This is a genomic window from Oceanobacillus sp. FSL K6-3682, assembly GCF_037976165.1.
Taxonomy (GTDB): Bacteria; Bacillota; Bacilli; order Bacillales; family Amphibacillaceae; genus Oceanobacillus; species Oceanobacillus sojae.
This window is the reverse complement of sequence record NZ_CP150263.1, coordinates 4698766-4715929: the sequence shown is the minus strand read 5'-3', so window position 1 is coordinate 4715929 and position 17164 is coordinate 4698766. Positions and strand designations below refer to the sequence as shown.

At 33.0% G+C, this 17164-nt stretch carries 12 protein-coding genes and 1 pseudogene; 6 read left to right on the top strand and 7 right to left on the bottom strand.

Annotated features, from left to right (window positions below; genetic code table 11):
- The first annotated feature begins 117 nt into the window (after nt 1–117).
- From MHH51_RS22785 to MHH51_RS22775, 3 genes are all read left to right on the top strand, one after another.
- Nucleotides 118–1947 (top strand): hypothetical protein, encoded by a 1830-nt coding sequence (locus tag MHH51_RS22785; RefSeq protein ID WP_339283768.1) that lies wholly within the window; start codon nt 118–120, stop codon nt 1945–1947.
- A gap of 595 nt (nt 1948–2542) precedes the next feature.
- Nucleotides 2543–4198 (top strand): restriction endonuclease, encoded by a 1656-nt coding sequence (locus MHH51_RS22780; RefSeq protein WP_339283766.1) that lies wholly within the window; start codon nt 2543–2545, stop codon nt 4196–4198.
- Nucleotides 4199–4394: 196 nt separating this feature from the next.
- The gene (locus MHH51_RS22775) at nt 4395–5645 is read left to right on the top strand and encodes a hypothetical protein (protein ID WP_339283765.1); all 1251 of its coding nucleotides are present in this window, start codon (nt 4395–4397) and stop codon (nt 5643–5645) included.
- 206 nt (nt 5646–5851) lie between these two features.
- Here MHH51_RS22775 and MHH51_RS22770 read toward each other — a convergent pair whose 3' ends face one another.
- The 6 genes and pseudogenes from MHH51_RS22770 to MHH51_RS22745 form a co-directional block, all read right to left on the bottom strand.
- A complete protein-coding gene (locus MHH51_RS22770) occupies nt 5852–6679 on the bottom strand; it encodes a class II fructose-bisphosphate aldolase (protein ID WP_339283763.1) in 828 nt (275 codons plus the stop codon).
- Nucleotides 6680–6681: 2 nt separating this feature from the next.
- Complete coding sequence (locus tag MHH51_RS22765; RefSeq protein WP_339283761.1) at nt 6682–7557, bottom strand: ketose-bisphosphate aldolase; 876 nt, start codon at nt 7555–7557, stop codon at nt 6682–6684.
- Between the two features lie 29 nt (nt 7558–7586).
- A pseudogene (locus tag MHH51_RS22760) lies at nt 7587–8690 on the bottom strand (PTS fructose transporter subunit IIC); the annotation flags it as partial.
- 26 nt (nt 8691–8716) lie between these two features.
- A complete protein-coding gene (locus MHH51_RS22755) occupies nt 8717–9022 on the bottom strand; it encodes a fructose PTS transporter subunit IIB (RefSeq protein WP_339283759.1) in 306 nt (101 codons plus the stop codon).
- A 22-nt stretch (nt 9023–9044) separates the two neighbouring features.
- Nucleotides 9045–9491 (bottom strand): PTS sugar transporter subunit IIA, encoded by a 447-nt coding sequence (locus MHH51_RS22750; protein ID WP_339283757.1) that lies wholly within the window; start codon nt 9489–9491, stop codon nt 9045–9047.
- Nucleotides 9491–11002 carry a PRD domain-containing protein gene (locus MHH51_RS22745; protein WP_339283756.1) on the bottom strand — a complete coding sequence of 504 codons (1512 nt, stop codon included), beginning with the start codon at nt 11000–11002 and terminating at the stop codon, nt 9491–9493. The genes MHH51_RS22750 and MHH51_RS22745 overlap by 1 nt, the downstream gene beginning before the upstream one ends.
- A 422-nt stretch (nt 11003–11424) precedes the next feature.
- Here MHH51_RS22745 and MHH51_RS22740 point away from each other — a divergent pair, with 422 nt between their 5' ends.
- Together MHH51_RS22740 and MHH51_RS22735 are read left to right on the top strand one after the other, a co-directional pair.
- The gene (locus MHH51_RS22740) at nt 11425–13110 is read left to right on the top strand and encodes a DUF3578 domain-containing protein (protein WP_339283754.1); all 1686 of its coding nucleotides are present in this window, start codon (nt 11425–11427) and stop codon (nt 13108–13110) included.
- Nucleotides 13082–15538 (top strand): restriction endonuclease-like protein, encoded by a 2457-nt coding sequence (locus tag MHH51_RS22735; RefSeq protein ID WP_339283752.1) that lies wholly within the window; start codon nt 13082–13084, stop codon nt 15536–15538. The genes MHH51_RS22740 and MHH51_RS22735 overlap by 29 nt, the downstream gene beginning before the upstream one ends.
- Before the next feature lie 262 nt (nt 15539–15800).
- Here MHH51_RS22735 and MHH51_RS22730 read toward each other — a convergent pair whose 3' ends face one another.
- Nucleotides 15801–16115: a helix-turn-helix transcriptional regulator gene (locus tag MHH51_RS22730; protein WP_339283750.1), complete on the bottom strand. Its 315-nt coding sequence runs from the start codon at nt 16113–16115 to the stop codon at nt 15801–15803.
- A 304-nt stretch (nt 16116–16419) separates the two neighbouring features.
- On the opposite strand from MHH51_RS22730, the gene MHH51_RS22725 reads away from it, so the two are divergent.
- Complete coding sequence (locus MHH51_RS22725; RefSeq protein ID WP_339283749.1) at nt 16420–17154, top strand: glutamine amidotransferase; 735 nt, start codon at nt 16420–16422, stop codon at nt 17152–17154.
- Nucleotides 17155–17164: the final 10 nt, after the last annotated feature.

Here is a 17164-nt window from a genome sequence, read left to right as displayed (position 1 = left end):
GAAAAACTTGTTACTGATATTTAATGCCTATTTAATTTTTTGTTGTAAACAAATGAAATAAACAAATGAAATAAATAAAACAGTAAAGAATGAAAACAAAGAAAGAAGAGGAATAATATGAAGAAAATAACAATAAAAGATATTTATTCAGGAAAACCCGATGCAAAAGATGAGATAAACTTTGATGGATTATCTGGATTCATCAAAACATTTATAATACCTCAGAACATTGATTTAGATTCGTTATTGAAAGGGAACCATTGTTTTATTTCAGGATATAAAGGAACCGGAAAAACAGCTTTGTTATTCTACTTAGATAACTTAATTAGAGAAAGAGATAACAGTGCTTGTGCATCATTTGTTTTCTTTAAAGAAGAGTTTGCTGAATTAAAAAAAGAAGAGTTTGATAAATTTTCAAAAAGAGGACTATCGTCTATTACAATTGATAAGGATACATTACTAAATAATTCCGAATTTGAATACATTTGGAGATGGTTGTTTCTTAAGAGAATAGTAGCAGATAATGAAGAGTTTAATGATGGATTATTTGTAGATAATGAACATTGGTCTAATTTTATTAAGATCGTTTCTAAAATCAAAGGACCATTAAATATTAAAAAAAGTGTAATTCCTAATAAACTTAAATTATCAATTCCTTACACTGATTCAGTAGGGACGTCAATTGCACCAGAGATGGAAGTAGACCTTAGTAGGAATTCTCCAGAGAATAATTATACAAGCTTTATTCAATTAGTTGATGATGCAGAAGTTGCTTTGTCTAAAGTAACTAAAACTGATATTCCTTATCATATTTTCGTGGACGAATTAGAAGCATATTATGGGGATGAAGAAGTGTTCAAGAGAGATTTATACTTAATTAGAGATTTAATTTTTACTATTAAACGGTTTAACGCGATTTTTTCTTCATCTAATATGAATAATATCAAAGTAATATGTTCTATTAGATCTGAAATCGTAAATGCTATATCTAGATTTATTGTAACTAAAGAATTAAATAAAGTTATCTCAGGATTTGAGGTGCCTTTGAAGTGGAATTATAATAATACTAATTCATTCAGTCACCCAATAATGCAAATTCTATTAAGGAGAATAGCTATAAGTGAGAGTGAAGATGATGAACGATATAGAAGTGATAAAAAGATTATTTCACAATGGTTTCCAGAAAAAATTCATGAAATTGAACCATCAAATTATGTTCTCAATAATAGTTGGCATAAACCACGAGATATTGTAAGATTTATTATCTCTGCCCAGAACAGTATCAATAGTGATAGTCAGTCTTTTTCCCAAACGGTTTTTTCTAGTTTACATAAACAATATTCTTTAGATAGTTTGAGTGAAATTAGAGAAGAAATGAGAGCTTTATATACTTCTGAACAAATAGAAGAAATAATCAATATCTTTACGGGATTCAAGTCTATATTCTCTGTCCACCAATTAAAATTAAGAGTAAACAGATTCTTTGTTAACAGTGTTATGGATACTAATTTTAATACTGTTTTAAATGATTTGTATAGACTTGGATTTATAGGTAACTTTTTTCCGGCTTCTCAAATGTATAGATGGCAACATAAGGGAGATGCTACGCTTATTATTTCAGATGAATGGAGAATTATGGTTCATCAAGCATTACAGAGCGCTTTATCTGTGGGTAAGAAGCATGACTATAGTATGAAACGTTTTGAAACTCCACAAACAGGGGATGTAGTTTATTTTGAAGTTAAGAGTATATCAAAATCATTCATCAATGGATTAATAGATTACTATGGGAAGTCATATCTTGCTTATATTCATATTAGTAATATTACAGATAGTTATATAGATGATATAAATGAACACGTGACTGAGGGTGAAGAGTTACGAACAGCTATTATTGAGTATGATGAGAAACGACATAAGTGGTCTTTAAGAAAGGTTCAGGAATGAAACATCCTAGACTTATATATTTAAAAGCTCAGGTATTAAATAGTTATTGAAATTCAAGCGCTTGTTAATTAAAGAGTACGAGTCCCTATATATATTCCTGAGTTGAGAGGTATATTGCGCATCTATTCGACTCGATTGAGTACAGTATCTAACTTGACTCAGTTCAGCTAATTTTTTGATATTTTATGGCTATATTAATAGATATATTCTTCAATCGAAAATGAAAAATAATAGACTGTACTCTATTATGAAAAAACTACCTCTGTACTGATGTTATCAAGAACAAGAGGTAGTTTTTTCACAAAAGAAAACCCTATTGTTTCTTTAACAGCTCCAAGAAAGACTATCTTCTTCTGCATTGTAAATGCTGTAGCGGAAGTTTCTTGCATTCTCTGCATCTAACGATTATGGAAAGTTTTATCTCTTCTTTATGGCTATTTGTTATGGTGCAATATTATTTCCTACTTACGTTTAATTTTCCTTAAATTGCAAAAATATAGATAATATCACTTATAATTGATAAAATATACATAGGTAATAAATAATTTTAATAAAAATGTAAAGCTTTTTAAGATGAAGAAGGAGGGTTATTTTAATGTATCGAATCGAAATAAAGCATGAAGGTTTGAACAAATATAGAGAGATAAAAGGTAAGGACTTTCATGTAGTCCAACAAAAGGCAGTTATGCAAGAGTTGGACTGGAAAGAAAAATGGAGAAAGAAGCAAGAGATAGAAGCCAAAAGAGCTGAACGTGAAAAAGTTGCACTAGAGAAAGAGGAGAAGAAGAGTCTAGCTATACAATTGACCGTGGAATCGGCGGAACAATTGGAAGTAATAGATAGCACATTAACTTACACGCTTAAAGTTGATGATAAAATTAACTGGGAAGATTTAAAGGACATCTCGGAGTATGATGTAATGGAGCCTATAAAACCACATGTAATAGAAGTGTCAAAGGAACCAAGAGAGAGTCATTTATTATATCAACCCAAATTTAATATATTGGACAAGATGTTTAGTTCTTTAAAAGAGAAAAAAATTGAAAAAATGAAAGAGCTATTTCAATCAGACTATAAAAAATGGGAAGATGAGAAGAAAGAGATAGAATTAAAGAATAAAGAGAGAATGGAAAAATATGAAGAGCTTATGCACGGGTGGGAAAAAGAAAGAAAAGAATTTTTAACCCAACAAAAAGAGAAAAATGATGCTATTGATTTAGAAAAAGAGATGTATTTTAAGAAGGTTCCAGCAACTATAGTTGATTATTGTGATATGGTACTTTCGAATTCAGTTTATCCTGATACTTTCCCGCAGGAGTTTGATATTGAATTTAATAATGAAACTAAAATTTTAATTGTAGATTATGTATTGCCTACTCCTAATGATGTTCCAAATTTAAAAGAAGTTAAATATATTCAATCAAGAGATGAATTTAAAGAAATGTATCTGTCTCAAGCTGTATTTAATAAGATGTATGACAAGCTACTTTACCAAATAACACTCCGTTCCATCCATGAATTATATGAAGCAGACGAGGTTGATGCTATAGAATCAATCGTATTTAATGGATGGGTAAACTCTATTGATAAAGCAACTGGAAAAGATATTAGCGCTTGTATTTTATCAGTACAAGCAATGAAGTCAGAATTTATGGAATTTGATTTATCTAAAGTTGATCCTAAAATGTGTTTTAAGAATTTGAAAGGTGTGGGTAGTAGTAAATTATCTAGCCTTTCACCTATAGCTCCTATAATTAAATTAGATCGCAATGACCCAAGATTTGTTTCCGTATATGATATTGCAGATACACTAGATGATACAGAAAATTTAGCAGCAATGGATTGGCAGGATTTTGAGCATCTTATCCGCGAACTATTTGAGAAAGAATTCAATCAATCTGGTGGCGAAGTTAAAATAACAAGAGCAAGTAGAGATGGCGGTGTGGATGCAGTAGCATTTGATCCCGATCCAATTCGGGGAGGGAAAATTGTTATTCAAGCCAAAAGGTATACAAATGTGGTTGGTGTATCTGCTGTAAGAGATTTGTATGGTACAGTGCTAAATGAAGGGGCAACTAAAGGAATTTTAGTCTCAACAGCAGATTATGGTCCAGATGCATATGAGTTTTCAAAAGGAAAACCGTTGACATTATTAAATGGGAATAATCTTCTGCATTTATTACAAAAGCATGGGCATAGGGCTAAAATTGATCTGAAGGAAGCTAAGCAGATTCTTAGTGATAAGGCTTGAAAATAAAATCTTGCTGAATTTAAGAATGATTGATTTAACTAGGAGACTTTTGTAAAGGTTAATTTCTCGATCTTATGAATGTTAAAATGTAATATAACGTTAAATTTAATGATGAGAAGATTAATGACAATGTTGTTATATGCTAGGACTAAAACAACCCAATAATAAATTATGTAACTCTGAAAAGGAGGGAATTATGAGTAATATTGAGGATAATGAATCGATTAAAACTTTGGGTGAAGCAATAAAAGGAATTGAAGATTTAAGTAAAATAAGTAGATTCTTTGAAGCAGATATTAGAGATGAAATTGAAACTATAAAAAAAGAATATGAAACGTTAAAAAATCTTCCAGATAGATTTAATAATTATTTCATTGAATATGGATGGATTGCGCACGAGGAAATGAAAATTAACATTATGAAGAGAGCTATAAACATCTTTGACCGAGATTCGTTAGAAGCAGCTGAGCGGTATCTTACAGAGTATTATGAAGAAGTGGCTCCACAACTCTTAGAGAGAATAGCTTACAGACCATTGTTTAGGGATAGAATCCATTTGCTTAAACTCGCTATGGAAGACTATTTTGATGGTAGGTATCATTCATGTGTACCTATATTTTTAATGCAGGTTGATGGAATTGTTAATGATATTAAAGCTACAGGGTTATTTGCAGATAATACAGAACTTGATGTCTGGGACAGTATTGCAGGACATTCATCTGGTTTGTCTAATTTAATATTAATAATCAAAAAAAATAGAATGAAGACTACTAATGAGAAGATAAAATTACCATATAGAAATGGTATCTTGCATGGCAGAGACTTAAACTATAATAATAAGCTTGTAGCAATTAAGTCCATGGTTCTGCTCGTTTATATCAGTGATTGGATTCAAAGTATTCAGAGTGAAACAGAAAGAAAATCTCAGTATAATAAAGAAAGAGAAGAAATTGAAAATACAACTATACTGGATATAATTGATAGATATCAAGAAATTAAAGAAAGAAATAGGGAAATGGATAGGCTGCACAAGAAATGGTCTCCCAGAAAAAATATAAATGTAGAAATGCCTCTATCTGGAACACCTGAACATGCTGCAATTGCTTTTTTTGAGTACATCTCAAAAAGGAATTATGGAAGTCCTGTACAACTGTATCCAAACAGTATTTTAGGAGAAGTTTCAGTCAATAAAAAAGCTGGTGAGTTTAAGAAAGAATTTTCAAAGATTGAGTTATTAAACTATGTAGTTATCTGGGTAGAGGACAAGGGATCTGCTTTAAGTGAGGTAAAAATAGATTTGTCTTACAAATTGAACAAATTTAAAAAGCAAAAAACAATAATTTTACGTCTAATTTATGAGGTAAATGGGGAATTGCAAAATCGGCTAGTTGATGGTGGGAGTTGGAAAATTGTTAATATTGAAGGAATAATCAATCTTTTGCAGTAATTGGTTGGCTACCGCTATTGAAGTGTATCACGTCTGACATATTATTTATCACCTAATGATTCAGCAAAAATATTCCTCTTGTATGTTCTAATGAAGTCATTACTTATTACGAGCTTATGAGATAGCCAAAAAATAAAAGCTGCTAACGGAAAGTTAAATCGTCTAATCTCCCGTTAGCATTTTTTATTGTAATTTATATTCCTTAACTACGCCTGTTTCCGAAACAACCTTATAACCTTCCTCATCCCTTCTTCAAAATATTTCAGTTCTAAATCAATTGCATCCTGAAGATATACTGGTTCATTTTCACTTGCATCTTGTAATTCATTCATAATCCGGTTAGTGATTTTATTAGACATCGCAGAGTAATAATTTATTTTAGAAACACCATTATCGATAACCTTAGCGTAAATCTCTTCATCTAAACCAGAGCCGCCATGCATAACCAGAGGTGTATCGGTCTCTTGGCTTATGTCTTTAAGCCTTTTTAAATCTACTTCAGGCTTCCCTTTATATACTCCATGTTCAGTTCCTATAGCAACTGCAAGAGCACTGATACCGGTGCTTTTAGTAAAATCATTGACTAGACCTGGGTCTGTGAAGTTATCTTCGCCTGGTCCAATTGTTCCTAATTCAGCCTCAACACTTACTCCTATACTTTTGGCTATCTCAACAATTTTTTTCGTGTTGGCTGCATTATCCTGATAACTTAAGGCTGATCCATCATACATAACAGAGGAGTAACCGCTTTTAATAGCTCGCAGGATAGCTTTTAGTGTATTTCCGTGGTCTAAGTGAACACAGATAGGTACATCAGATTTTCTGGCTAAATCGCTTGCAAAACGCCCGATATATTCTAATGGAATTCTCGTGTCATCGCCTTCTGTATACTCAATGATAATAGGCGAGTTTTCTTTTTCTGCGGCTTTAACTGCAGATATAATCATTTCTAAGCTTATAACATTAAAAGCCGGGACAGCATAGTTATTCTGACGTGCTTTTGGCAGCAGTTCATCTAAAGATACAAGTGGCATAATTAAAACTCCTGACTGTAATAAAGTTTTTCTTTATCAACTGAGTTGAATAAATTCATTTTATATTCAACGATTTCTTTAGCAGCTTCAATGCAAGGCGGGAATATGACGTTTGGCTCCCACATGACATCAGAATCTATTAGTTCTTGTAATTTATGAAAGAACGCTTTTTTCGTGTCACTGGATATATTTATTTTTTGAATCCCTTTTCCAACCGCTTTGTGAATCTCTTCATCTGAATTGGAGGAACCGCCATGCAGTACTAAGGGTATATCCACGGTACTTGCTACTTCATCTAATATGTCTAATTTAAGTTTTGGCACAAAATTTTCGGGATAAATGCCATGTGCTGTTCCAATTGCAATAGCTAATGAGTCAATCCCCGTTCTCCTGATAAATTCATCCGCTTCCTCTGGTTTGGTGTAGGTTATTTCAGTAACTCCTCCTTCAATGGAGGTGCCTGTATCACCAATCGTTCCTAATTCACCTTCAACAGAAACGCCTACTGTATGAGCTATGTCTACAACTTCCTTCGTCAATTTCGCATTCTCATCAAACGGTAAATGGGAACCATCTATCATGACAGATGTAAATCCATTATTAATCGCAGTTACAACATCCTTCACCGTTGCTCCATGATCTAAATGAAGAACAAATGGTATACGGCTTTTGATGGTTCTTTCCTTGATATATGCGATGAACTCCTCTGAAATAAAACTAAGCTCGTCAGGGTGTATAGCTATAATAGCTGGCGCTTTTAATTCTTCTGCTTTTTCAACAACCGCTTTAAATATATTCGCATCAGAAATATTGTACGCACCCACAGCAAAGTTATTTTCTTTTGCGATTTTTAGCATTTCAGACATTGTTATTAACATTTTAGTCACCCTTTAATTAATTTATATTTTTAACCTTCAATACGAAATCCTGATAAATCCGTTTCCTCTTCATCTACATTTTGAAGTGATTCATATTCTTCCTCGGTAATTCTTTTCTTGATTAACACCAGTATTAAACCGGTCACTATTGATCCAGCTAATAAAGCGGTTAACGCTACAAACGGCTTGGTCATGGCAGGAATAACGAATATCCCTCCTGATGGCACCGGCGATCCATTTTGGAAGAAGAAATTAATTGCTCCGGCAACCCCAGTCCCCATTCCAGTAGCAAATAACGTCCGCAGTAAATCGTTCATTGCGATAGGGATAACACCTTCTGTGATCATAGTTAATCCCATAGGAAAAGCTACTTTAATCGCGTCTTCTTCGACCTTAGTAAAAATTCGTTTATTAACCATTTTGGAAAATAGCCAGCCGAGGGTTACTCCTACAGGGGGAACAACTCCTCCGATTACTTTAATTGCTTCTGGTTCAAGTACACCTTCTAATAAGAGCCCATCAGCAAATAAATTCGGTACTTTACTAATCGGTCCTCCATAATCGATATGTCCCAGTACTCCGAAAATAAATCCATAAACAACTCTGGACGATTCATCTAAATTTTCCAGGAAGGATATGAGCTGCTCTGTTAACCATGCAATCGGAAATCCTACTACGAAGTACATAAACAAGCCAACAACGATAGAAGAAACCGTCGGAATAATCATCATTGGCATTAATCCATCGGCCCATTTTGGTACTTTCCAGGTTCTCCTCATCCATCGGATAAAGTAGCCTATAATATAGCCGCCTATCATCCCGCCTAGAAATCCTGCCCCTAAAGCATTAGCGATTAATCCCATTAAAAAGCCTGGTGCAATTCCCGGCCGTTCTGCAATAGAATAGGCAATATATCCAGAAATAAATGGAGCTAATAAACCCATCCCCATTACCCCTAAACTTGTTAATGCACTGGCAACTGTGAAAGGTTGAGTATAGTCCTCTATAACCTCTCCTCCCATTAAGTTACCTATAGCAATTAACAGTCCTGAGGCAACAACAAGCGGCAGCATATAACTAATAGCTGTTAAGGCATGTCGTTTTAATTCATTCAGAGATTTTTTCATCTCCTTCGTCTCCTCCTCTTGCTACTATTTTTCTAGATCTCTTTTTCGATTTTTTCAATGAGTTGTCCCGCAGCCTTTACCGCAATATTCGTAGCAACTTTGATCTTCCTTTTTCCGTCAAACCTTTCGTTTCCAGTTGTTTGAATATCCGTCGCCATGATAACCAGATCTGCTTCTTCAATATCTTTTTTAGTTAATTTTCCCTCTACACCAATCGTTCCTTGTGTTTCTACCTTAATGGAATGGCCTCTTTTTTCTGCAGCGTTAATCAATTTTTCTCTTGCTATATATGTGTGGGCAATACCCGATGTACAAGCTACAACCGCTACTAACTTCATTAAATATCACTCTCGCTTTCAATTAATTAATAAATAAATCTATAACCTCACTTGGTAATTTTGCAGATTTCAACTGCTCTAAAACATCATCATTTCCTAATTTTGACGCCACCTGCGACAGCAATTTTAGATGAACAGAAGTATTATCAACTAATCTGACAGCAAATAGGATAATGATTTCGACTGGCTGATGCTTTTCTCCTTCCCAATCAATTGTTTCTGTTCTCCCGATTGCCAGGCTTGTTTTGATAACATTTTCGGATTTGCCATGCGGTATGGCGACATCCTGTCCGATTCCTGTTTCTCCCTCTTCCTCTCGTTCATACACATCAGCTACAAAATCTTTAACACTTGTAATACAGCCATTGTCATATAATCTTTGACAAAGCTTCGTAATAGCTTCTTCTTTTGTCTTGGCATTTAAATTCAAGTCCACTAAATATTCAGATAAAAATTCTTTCATTTCCATTAAATTAATCTCCCATAATTATTTTTTATAAATTGTTTGATGATATTGATATCTCCTTTATCCAGTAAAGCACTGATCAATAACTGCTTTTGTCTGGTCGGAGGTAAATTGACTGTAGTGAGAATGAAATCAATATCAAGCTGCTCATATTTATCAATCTCACTGGTTGATATTACCCCTTTGATGTTTAGTATTGGGAAATTCTTTTTTATTCTCGTTTTCAATAAATGAGAAGTCCCAATCCCAGTGGTACATACAATCAAAACATTAAGCCGCTTAATTATTTTTTCAATGGTATTTTGAAAATAAACGGTTAGATATCCAATCTCATCATCTGATATTTCTTTTAAATTGTATTTTTGGGTAATTCTTAATATAATTTTTTTCAAAGTGTGAAATGTATTAAAAAACTCATCTTTAATATCTTCAATGATTGGGTTAACAATGATGACGTTATATTTGATTCTGTTTAACATCGGCTGTACATGCTGTAAAAGTGATTTCTTTAATCTTGAATCCTTTGAAAAGCTGATATTTAATTCTTTTTCCATTTCATCAATTATCTGATTAACAAGTAACTCCACTTCATTGCTGCTTTTTATTTCCATTTCATCTATTTGTCGATTCTTGGCTGCACTCACATCATTCCTGGTAGAAATAAGGAAAGCGCATACATAATTGGTTTCTATAGAATCCAATTCAATTTTGAATTCGTCCTCCATCTTATTGGTGATATATTGGGCTACTTTATATTTATGTTTATCGATATTTTCGATATCATACTTTGTATCAGAGACTTCAATATTACTTTTATTTCTTTTTAAAAGTATTAATAAGTGTGTCAGTAAATTTATATAATATGGATTTTCAATAACAAAACCTAATAGCTTATTTGCTGACTCTAATATGGTTTCTATTTTATTAACTTCATCTTTATCAAATTGCTGTTGCAGGTATTCCGTTGATCCATCTTTAGAAGTTAAAGCACTTATAGTTGGCGTACTAAGATTCACTAAAAATCTATTGAATATATGCATTAACTCTTTTCTAATATATTTTTCTGCTCCTACAATAGAGGTTCCGCTATTCGATTTAGACAATGATAAGTTAGTGTCTTTGAGTTCTTTTTCAATATAGTCTAAATCCTTTACTATTGACGACGGGCTTACAAAGTATTGCAGAGATAGGTTATTAATACTTACCTCCCGAGGAGAATGGGTTAATAAATTTAAAAATATGGATGTTCTCCGGTTCTCTACCGACATATATTGGTTATTAGGTAAATAATAATCATTAAATGCTGTTAGATATTTTTCATAATTTAATCTGTATCCTTTGCTTCTATGGCTTTCTATAATATCCTCATCACATATTTCTCTTAAATTTTTAATCTTCCTATAAACTGTTTTTGTGGAAATACCAATATAGTTAGAAATTTCTTGAGCTCTCACATACTCTCCCTTCTCACTTAAAAGCTTTAGTATTTTTTGTTCAATTTCAGAAAAATTCATCTTTATCACCAACTTAGTCATATGATAGCACTTACATTTTTGGAGTAGAATAACTAAAAATGTCCCAAGTGAGGGACATTCTTTTACTAGGTATTACTTTTGGTAAAGAGTCTTAATTCTTAAGAAGAAGTTCTCTCTATTTTACAGAGAGAAATATATTATTAAATATAATAAGGGAGTTCTAATATTCGGTTACTTTTATTTCCCAAAGAGGCTATACTTCTTATGAAATCATGTTTCTATTTGGGAAATGTGTAAACGTTCACTCTTCCATGGTAAAATGAATTTGAATCATCGTGATTTCTCTATATTGTTTTACTTTGATAGAATTTAATTATATGAATTTTCACGGTGCCTCTCTATCTACATATTACATATCATTTTACAATGAACAGTTAATAATTAAGGGGTGAAACTATACAATGGCGGCAGAAATAAAACCATTACTACAAAAAGTTCTCAACGAGTATTTAGCGGCAAAACAAGAACCATTTGCAAACCATGCAATGGGGGACCTCGTAAGAAAAAAACTAGTGAAAGCTATTAAAGACTTAGAATTCATAAATAACGACAAATATATAGTTAAAGGTTCTGTAGGCCAAGGAAATTGGGCAACAGTGCCATGGTTGGCTATTATGAATAAAAGTGTAACTACTTCTACTAAAAGAGGATATTATGTTGTGTACTTATTTAGTGAAGATATGGAAAGACTTTATCTAACTTTTGCTCAAGGCGTTACTGATTCAACAAAATCAGAAATGGCAAGAGTTAATGAAGACATACGTCAATCAATACAAATGGATAACGATATTTTGAAAGATACTAATATGAAAATTGGCGAAAGCACGTTAGCAAAAAAATATGAATTGTCATCAGCTGCTTATATTGAATATGAAAAAGAACTCCCATCAGAACAAACATTACAAGTAGATTTAAAGAGGATGATCGATTACTATGAGGAGTATGTACATATAAAACAAGAGGCAACAAATATAATAGGAAGTGAATTACCGAAAAGTGAAGAAAAGCTTACTTCGCACACTATTAAAGAAATAGTCGATCATATCTATCAATATATTAGAAGCAAAGGTTTCTATTACAGAGAAGAAGAAGTTACCAACCTATTTCTATCACTGAAAACAAAACCGTTTGTTATTCTCTCTGGTATATCAGGAACAGGGAAAACAAAAATTATAGAATGGTTTGCAGAAGCAATCGGTGCTACAAAGGATAATAATCAGTTTACTCTTATCCCTGTTCAGCCGGATTGGAATGATAGCTCAGATTTAATAGGTTATATTGATATTAAAGGCGATTTTAAAGAAGGTCCATTAACAAAGGTGGTTAAGGATGCTTATAACAATCCTAAGAAGCCTTATATTGTGTTATTAGATGAAATGAATCTAGCTCGGGTAGAATACTACTTAAGCGATCTGTTAAGTGTGATGGAAAGTAGAAAGTGGGAGGATGGTAAAATAACTACTTATCCTTTACTAACAGAAGAAAACTATGGTGAAAATATCCCGCTTCCACCAAATGTATATATAGTAGGAACGGTTAATATGGATGAAACAACTCACCCATTTAGCAAAAAAGTTTTGGATAGAGCTAATACGATTGAATTTAATCGTGTGGAACTTGGAAATTTAAACTTTTTAGAAGAGTTAGAGGAAAGGGCTCCTATCAGTGTGCAACAAGAATCATTAGAGACGAATTATTTACATCTTAAAGAAGTTTTTCGTGATAATCGAGAATTGGTTAAGCAGGTTACAGATGATTTAGTTACTATCAATCAAATACTTGAACCTATTCATGCACAAATTGGTTACCGCGTGCGTGACGAAATTTGTATGTATATGAGCTATAATCAAAAAAATGAATTGATGGAAGATAGGCAAGCTTTCGATCATTGTCTACTTCAAAAAATATTACCGAGAATTGCTGGAAGTGATAATCGTGTACGTGACGTGCTTGATCAACTAATTCAATTTTGTTCATATGAAACTCCAACTCAACAACCTTATGAAAAGTATCACAAAAGTGCTGCTAAATTGACAGAAATGAAAGAGAGGTTAGTGGATGGCTTCACTTCATTCTGGATCAGCTAAAGACGATGTAGAACTACTTCATATTGATACAAAAGACATGACGATTGTGATAAAAGGAAAGCCCTATCATGAAAAATATGAAGGCCTCTCTCAATACCGTAAGATGGATTACCATGATCCTATGAACTTGACAATAGATGGGGAGAATATAGAGTCTATTCAAGTATTTGATATAGATACCAGTAAATTGATGGCAAAATACTCACATCGACCGATTTTCTTTGAAAATGGAATTTATCAATTAATTGTTTCGCCTAAAGATCAAAATAGACTGAGCTTTTATCATGAACATCAGGGGCTAAGAAATGCGGTAGATAAGGTTTCAATTGGAGATAGCTATATTTTAATGGGAAATCTTCAATTCCAAAATGAGGTTGGTCTTTCTACATTTGAAATTAGAGATGAGGATAGGACGCTAATCACTGTAACGCTGGAAATATTCCCTACTAAATTAGACTACAGAAATGATTATAAGCAATTGCTGGAAGAAGTAAATGATGAAATTTATAACCTTGCTTATCATTTTATAAAGAAAACGTATCTTGGAGCTAAAGCTAAGCTGGAAGGAAAGCCTACAAAAAGTGAATTTTATCGCCTGATTCAGGCTCATTTTGATAAATTAGTCCAATCAATTCACCAGATTGAAAAACAACCACATCATCGGTTTAATACGATGCATAAGAAAGTAAGAGGGGATCAGTTAGGTAGACAAGATCATAAAGCACGTAAATATTTAAGAAAAAGACCTCATCTATTAACTCAAGTAGATAATGGAATTAACATTGGTGGTCAAAGTGTCATGCCTACTCATGGATTGAATATTAGGAAAGAAATAATCTATGATACATATGAGAATAGATTTATAAAATGGATGATGGTCCGTTTGATAGAGAAGCTTGATCATTTAATTATGCTTTTAAATAAGAAACCTCACTCTACAAAGTATGAAACGGTAAATACAGATTTAATTCAGATGAGGAAAAAGCTGCGGGACAAGGTTAGCAACTATTTTTGGAGGGGAATTGGAGAATTAGATCGGTCTGTGATGAGCCTCGTTTTACAAATGGCCCCTGGTTATAGAGATTCATTCCAAATTTATTTACTGTTGTCTAGAGGTTTAGCACTCCAAGGAGATATTTATAATATGTCAGTCAAGGACGTGGCTACTCTTTATGAATATTGGACCTATCTAAAACTAGGACAATTACTAGGAAGAAAATATGAAATGATTGAACAATCTGTGGTTGAGGTCAATCAGGGAGGATTATTTGTCAATCTAAAACCAGATACTTCAGCTAAGAGAGTATTCCGTCATCCAAAAACACAAGAAAAAATTACACTCATTTATCAAAAGAGGGAGAAAAAACTTCCGACAATTACACAAATTCCTGATACTATGCTGAGCATTGAGAAGAAAGGAAAAGATTATGAGTATCAATATGTTTTTGATGCAAAATATCGCATAGATTTTGCTTTGAAGGGCACAAGATATGGTCGCAATTATGGTGGGATTCCAGGACCGATGGAAGAAGATATTAATACCATGCATCGCTACCGTGATTCAATAGTTGTGAATGACGATGGACCTTTTGAAAGAAAAGCCTTTGGTGCCTATGTTTTATTCCCCTGGGATAACGAGGACCTTTATCAGGATCATAAATTGTATAAGAGTATTGATGAAGTAAATATTGGTGGGTTACCATTTTTACCAAATGCTACGTCTTTAGTAGAACGGTTTATAGAGCAACTAATTGATAAAACTCCAGAAGAAATTCAGAAAGAAGGAATACTGCCGAGGGGAACTATTAGTGAATGGAAGTCTTCCATAGATGAAAAAGTGATGGTAATAAACGGATCTAATAGGAAGCGATATCACCAGCTCATGCAGGACAACTATGTTAAAATTGCTACTAATCGGTTAAGCAAAAATTGGCAAGAAGCAAAGTACTTATCTCTTTATATCACAAATGATGAGTCAGGAGAAAAAGGTGTGTTTTCATACGCAAAAATTGAAGAAGTAAAAGTGGTTGAAGAAGAGGTTCATTTTATATTGGATAAATGGATGAAGCTTACCAATATGATTCAATCATCTGGTTATGAAATAGCTAGCTATGTGTTAACCAGCTATAATAGCTTATTAAATGCAAATGAATTGGTTGAACTATTTATGAAGTCAAGTGAAGAAGAAACTCTTTGGCGAATATTGAGTCGTTTTTCTGATAGGGTGACTTATGAGCTGGATAATAAGATTCTAGATAAAGCTAGCCGTGTGGATAGCTTTTATGTGAAGGATTTAAAATTATCGATATGGAATCAAACACTATTTGTGAAGAGAAACGGTGAATTACTATATTCGCACCCTTCAAAGGAATTAATGGAGGTGCCGTCGAAGGTTTTTAAGGAACTGTCAGAATTAATTATTAGATGACTTTAGTATAATGTAGATAAAAAAATGTACAGAGATTTAACTAAGATCAATAATTGACAATGGTTTGCGTTCGATAACAAGGAAAACAATAAAGCTTTAAGGAGCCTCAATTATTCTTAGTACGATCCAACCTAATATAAAATAAAAAGGGAAGCTCTCTGATTTGCACAATAATTAGAGAGCTTCCCTTTTTATATAGGTTATTATTTTTAGTTTGATGTGAAGCGCTACACCTTAAAGCAATAAAAATTTAATTAAGTGTCTAAATCCCCGACTTCCTCTCCCCAATCACTTCCAAAAAACTAGTCAAAATCTTAATCTCCTCATCCGTCAACTTCCTTGCACTCTCAATCAATTTTATAATCTCCGCCGGTAATTCCGGCACAGACCCGAAAAATTCACTCAATGAAATATCCAATGCTTCACAAATCAAAGTCAATTTATCCAAAGAAGGAGCAGTTCTTCCATTTTCAATGTCACTTAAATAAGATTGTGAAATATATGCTTTTTTTGCCAAGCCATTAACGCTTAGATCTTTTGCTAATCTGAGATTTCGAATTCTCTTTCCAATCTCCATACTGCTGCACCTCCTATTACCCCTATTATAAGGGGTATAAAATGAATAAAATCAGTAAAAACAAAAAATAATAACGTAAATATCTATTAAAAATATTGACATTATATTTATATGCGTTATTATTATTGATAATAGAAAAAACGGTAAATTCTAATAATTTTAGGAGGAGCTGTTTTTCAATAATTAATGAGATAGGTGGTGAGTCAAAGTATAAATGGTTAGCTATTAAAGCAGATGAAGGGTCAATGCAATGTTTTTTTATTTTTTAAGTTATATGTAACCGGTTACAGAAAGGAGAATTTAAATGAAAATATTATTTGTCGGAGAATCATGGACAATCCACATGATTCATGCAAAAGGATTCGACACTTTTAAATCAACGGAATATGTTGAGGGTGCAACGTATTTATTGGACAGTCTAAAAGAAGAAGGTTTTGATATAACCTATATGCCTTCACATGAGGTACAAGTAAGGTTTCCTAAAACACTGGAGGAATTGAATAAATATGATGCGATTGTTCTGAGTGATATTGGCAGTAATACATTTCTGTTACAAAACGCAACTTTTTATAATCTGGAAAAAATCCCAAATGCGTTATCTCTTATTAAAGAATATGTACAAAATGGTGGAGGATTTTTAATGATAGGAGGCTATCTTTCGTTTATGGGCATTGAAGGAAAAGCAAATTACAAAAATACGATACTGAATGAAGTATTTCCTGTTGAAATGAAAGATTATGATGATCGAGCTGAATATCCGGAAGGTATCCATCCAAAAACAATTAAAGAGCATGAAATCACAGCAGGCATCACAGATTGGCCGGCATTCTTAGGATATAACAGATTTAAAGCTAAAGCCGATGCTGAGGTTCTTGTGATGACAGGTGAGGATCCATTTCTAGTAACAGGAAAGTATGGGAAAGGGAAGACGGCTTGTTTTGCAAGTGATTGTGCGCCACATTGGGGATCGGAGGAGTTTATGGACTGGTCATATTATAAACCTGTTTGGAAAAGAATTCTTAACCATATTTGCAGATAAGGAGAGATGT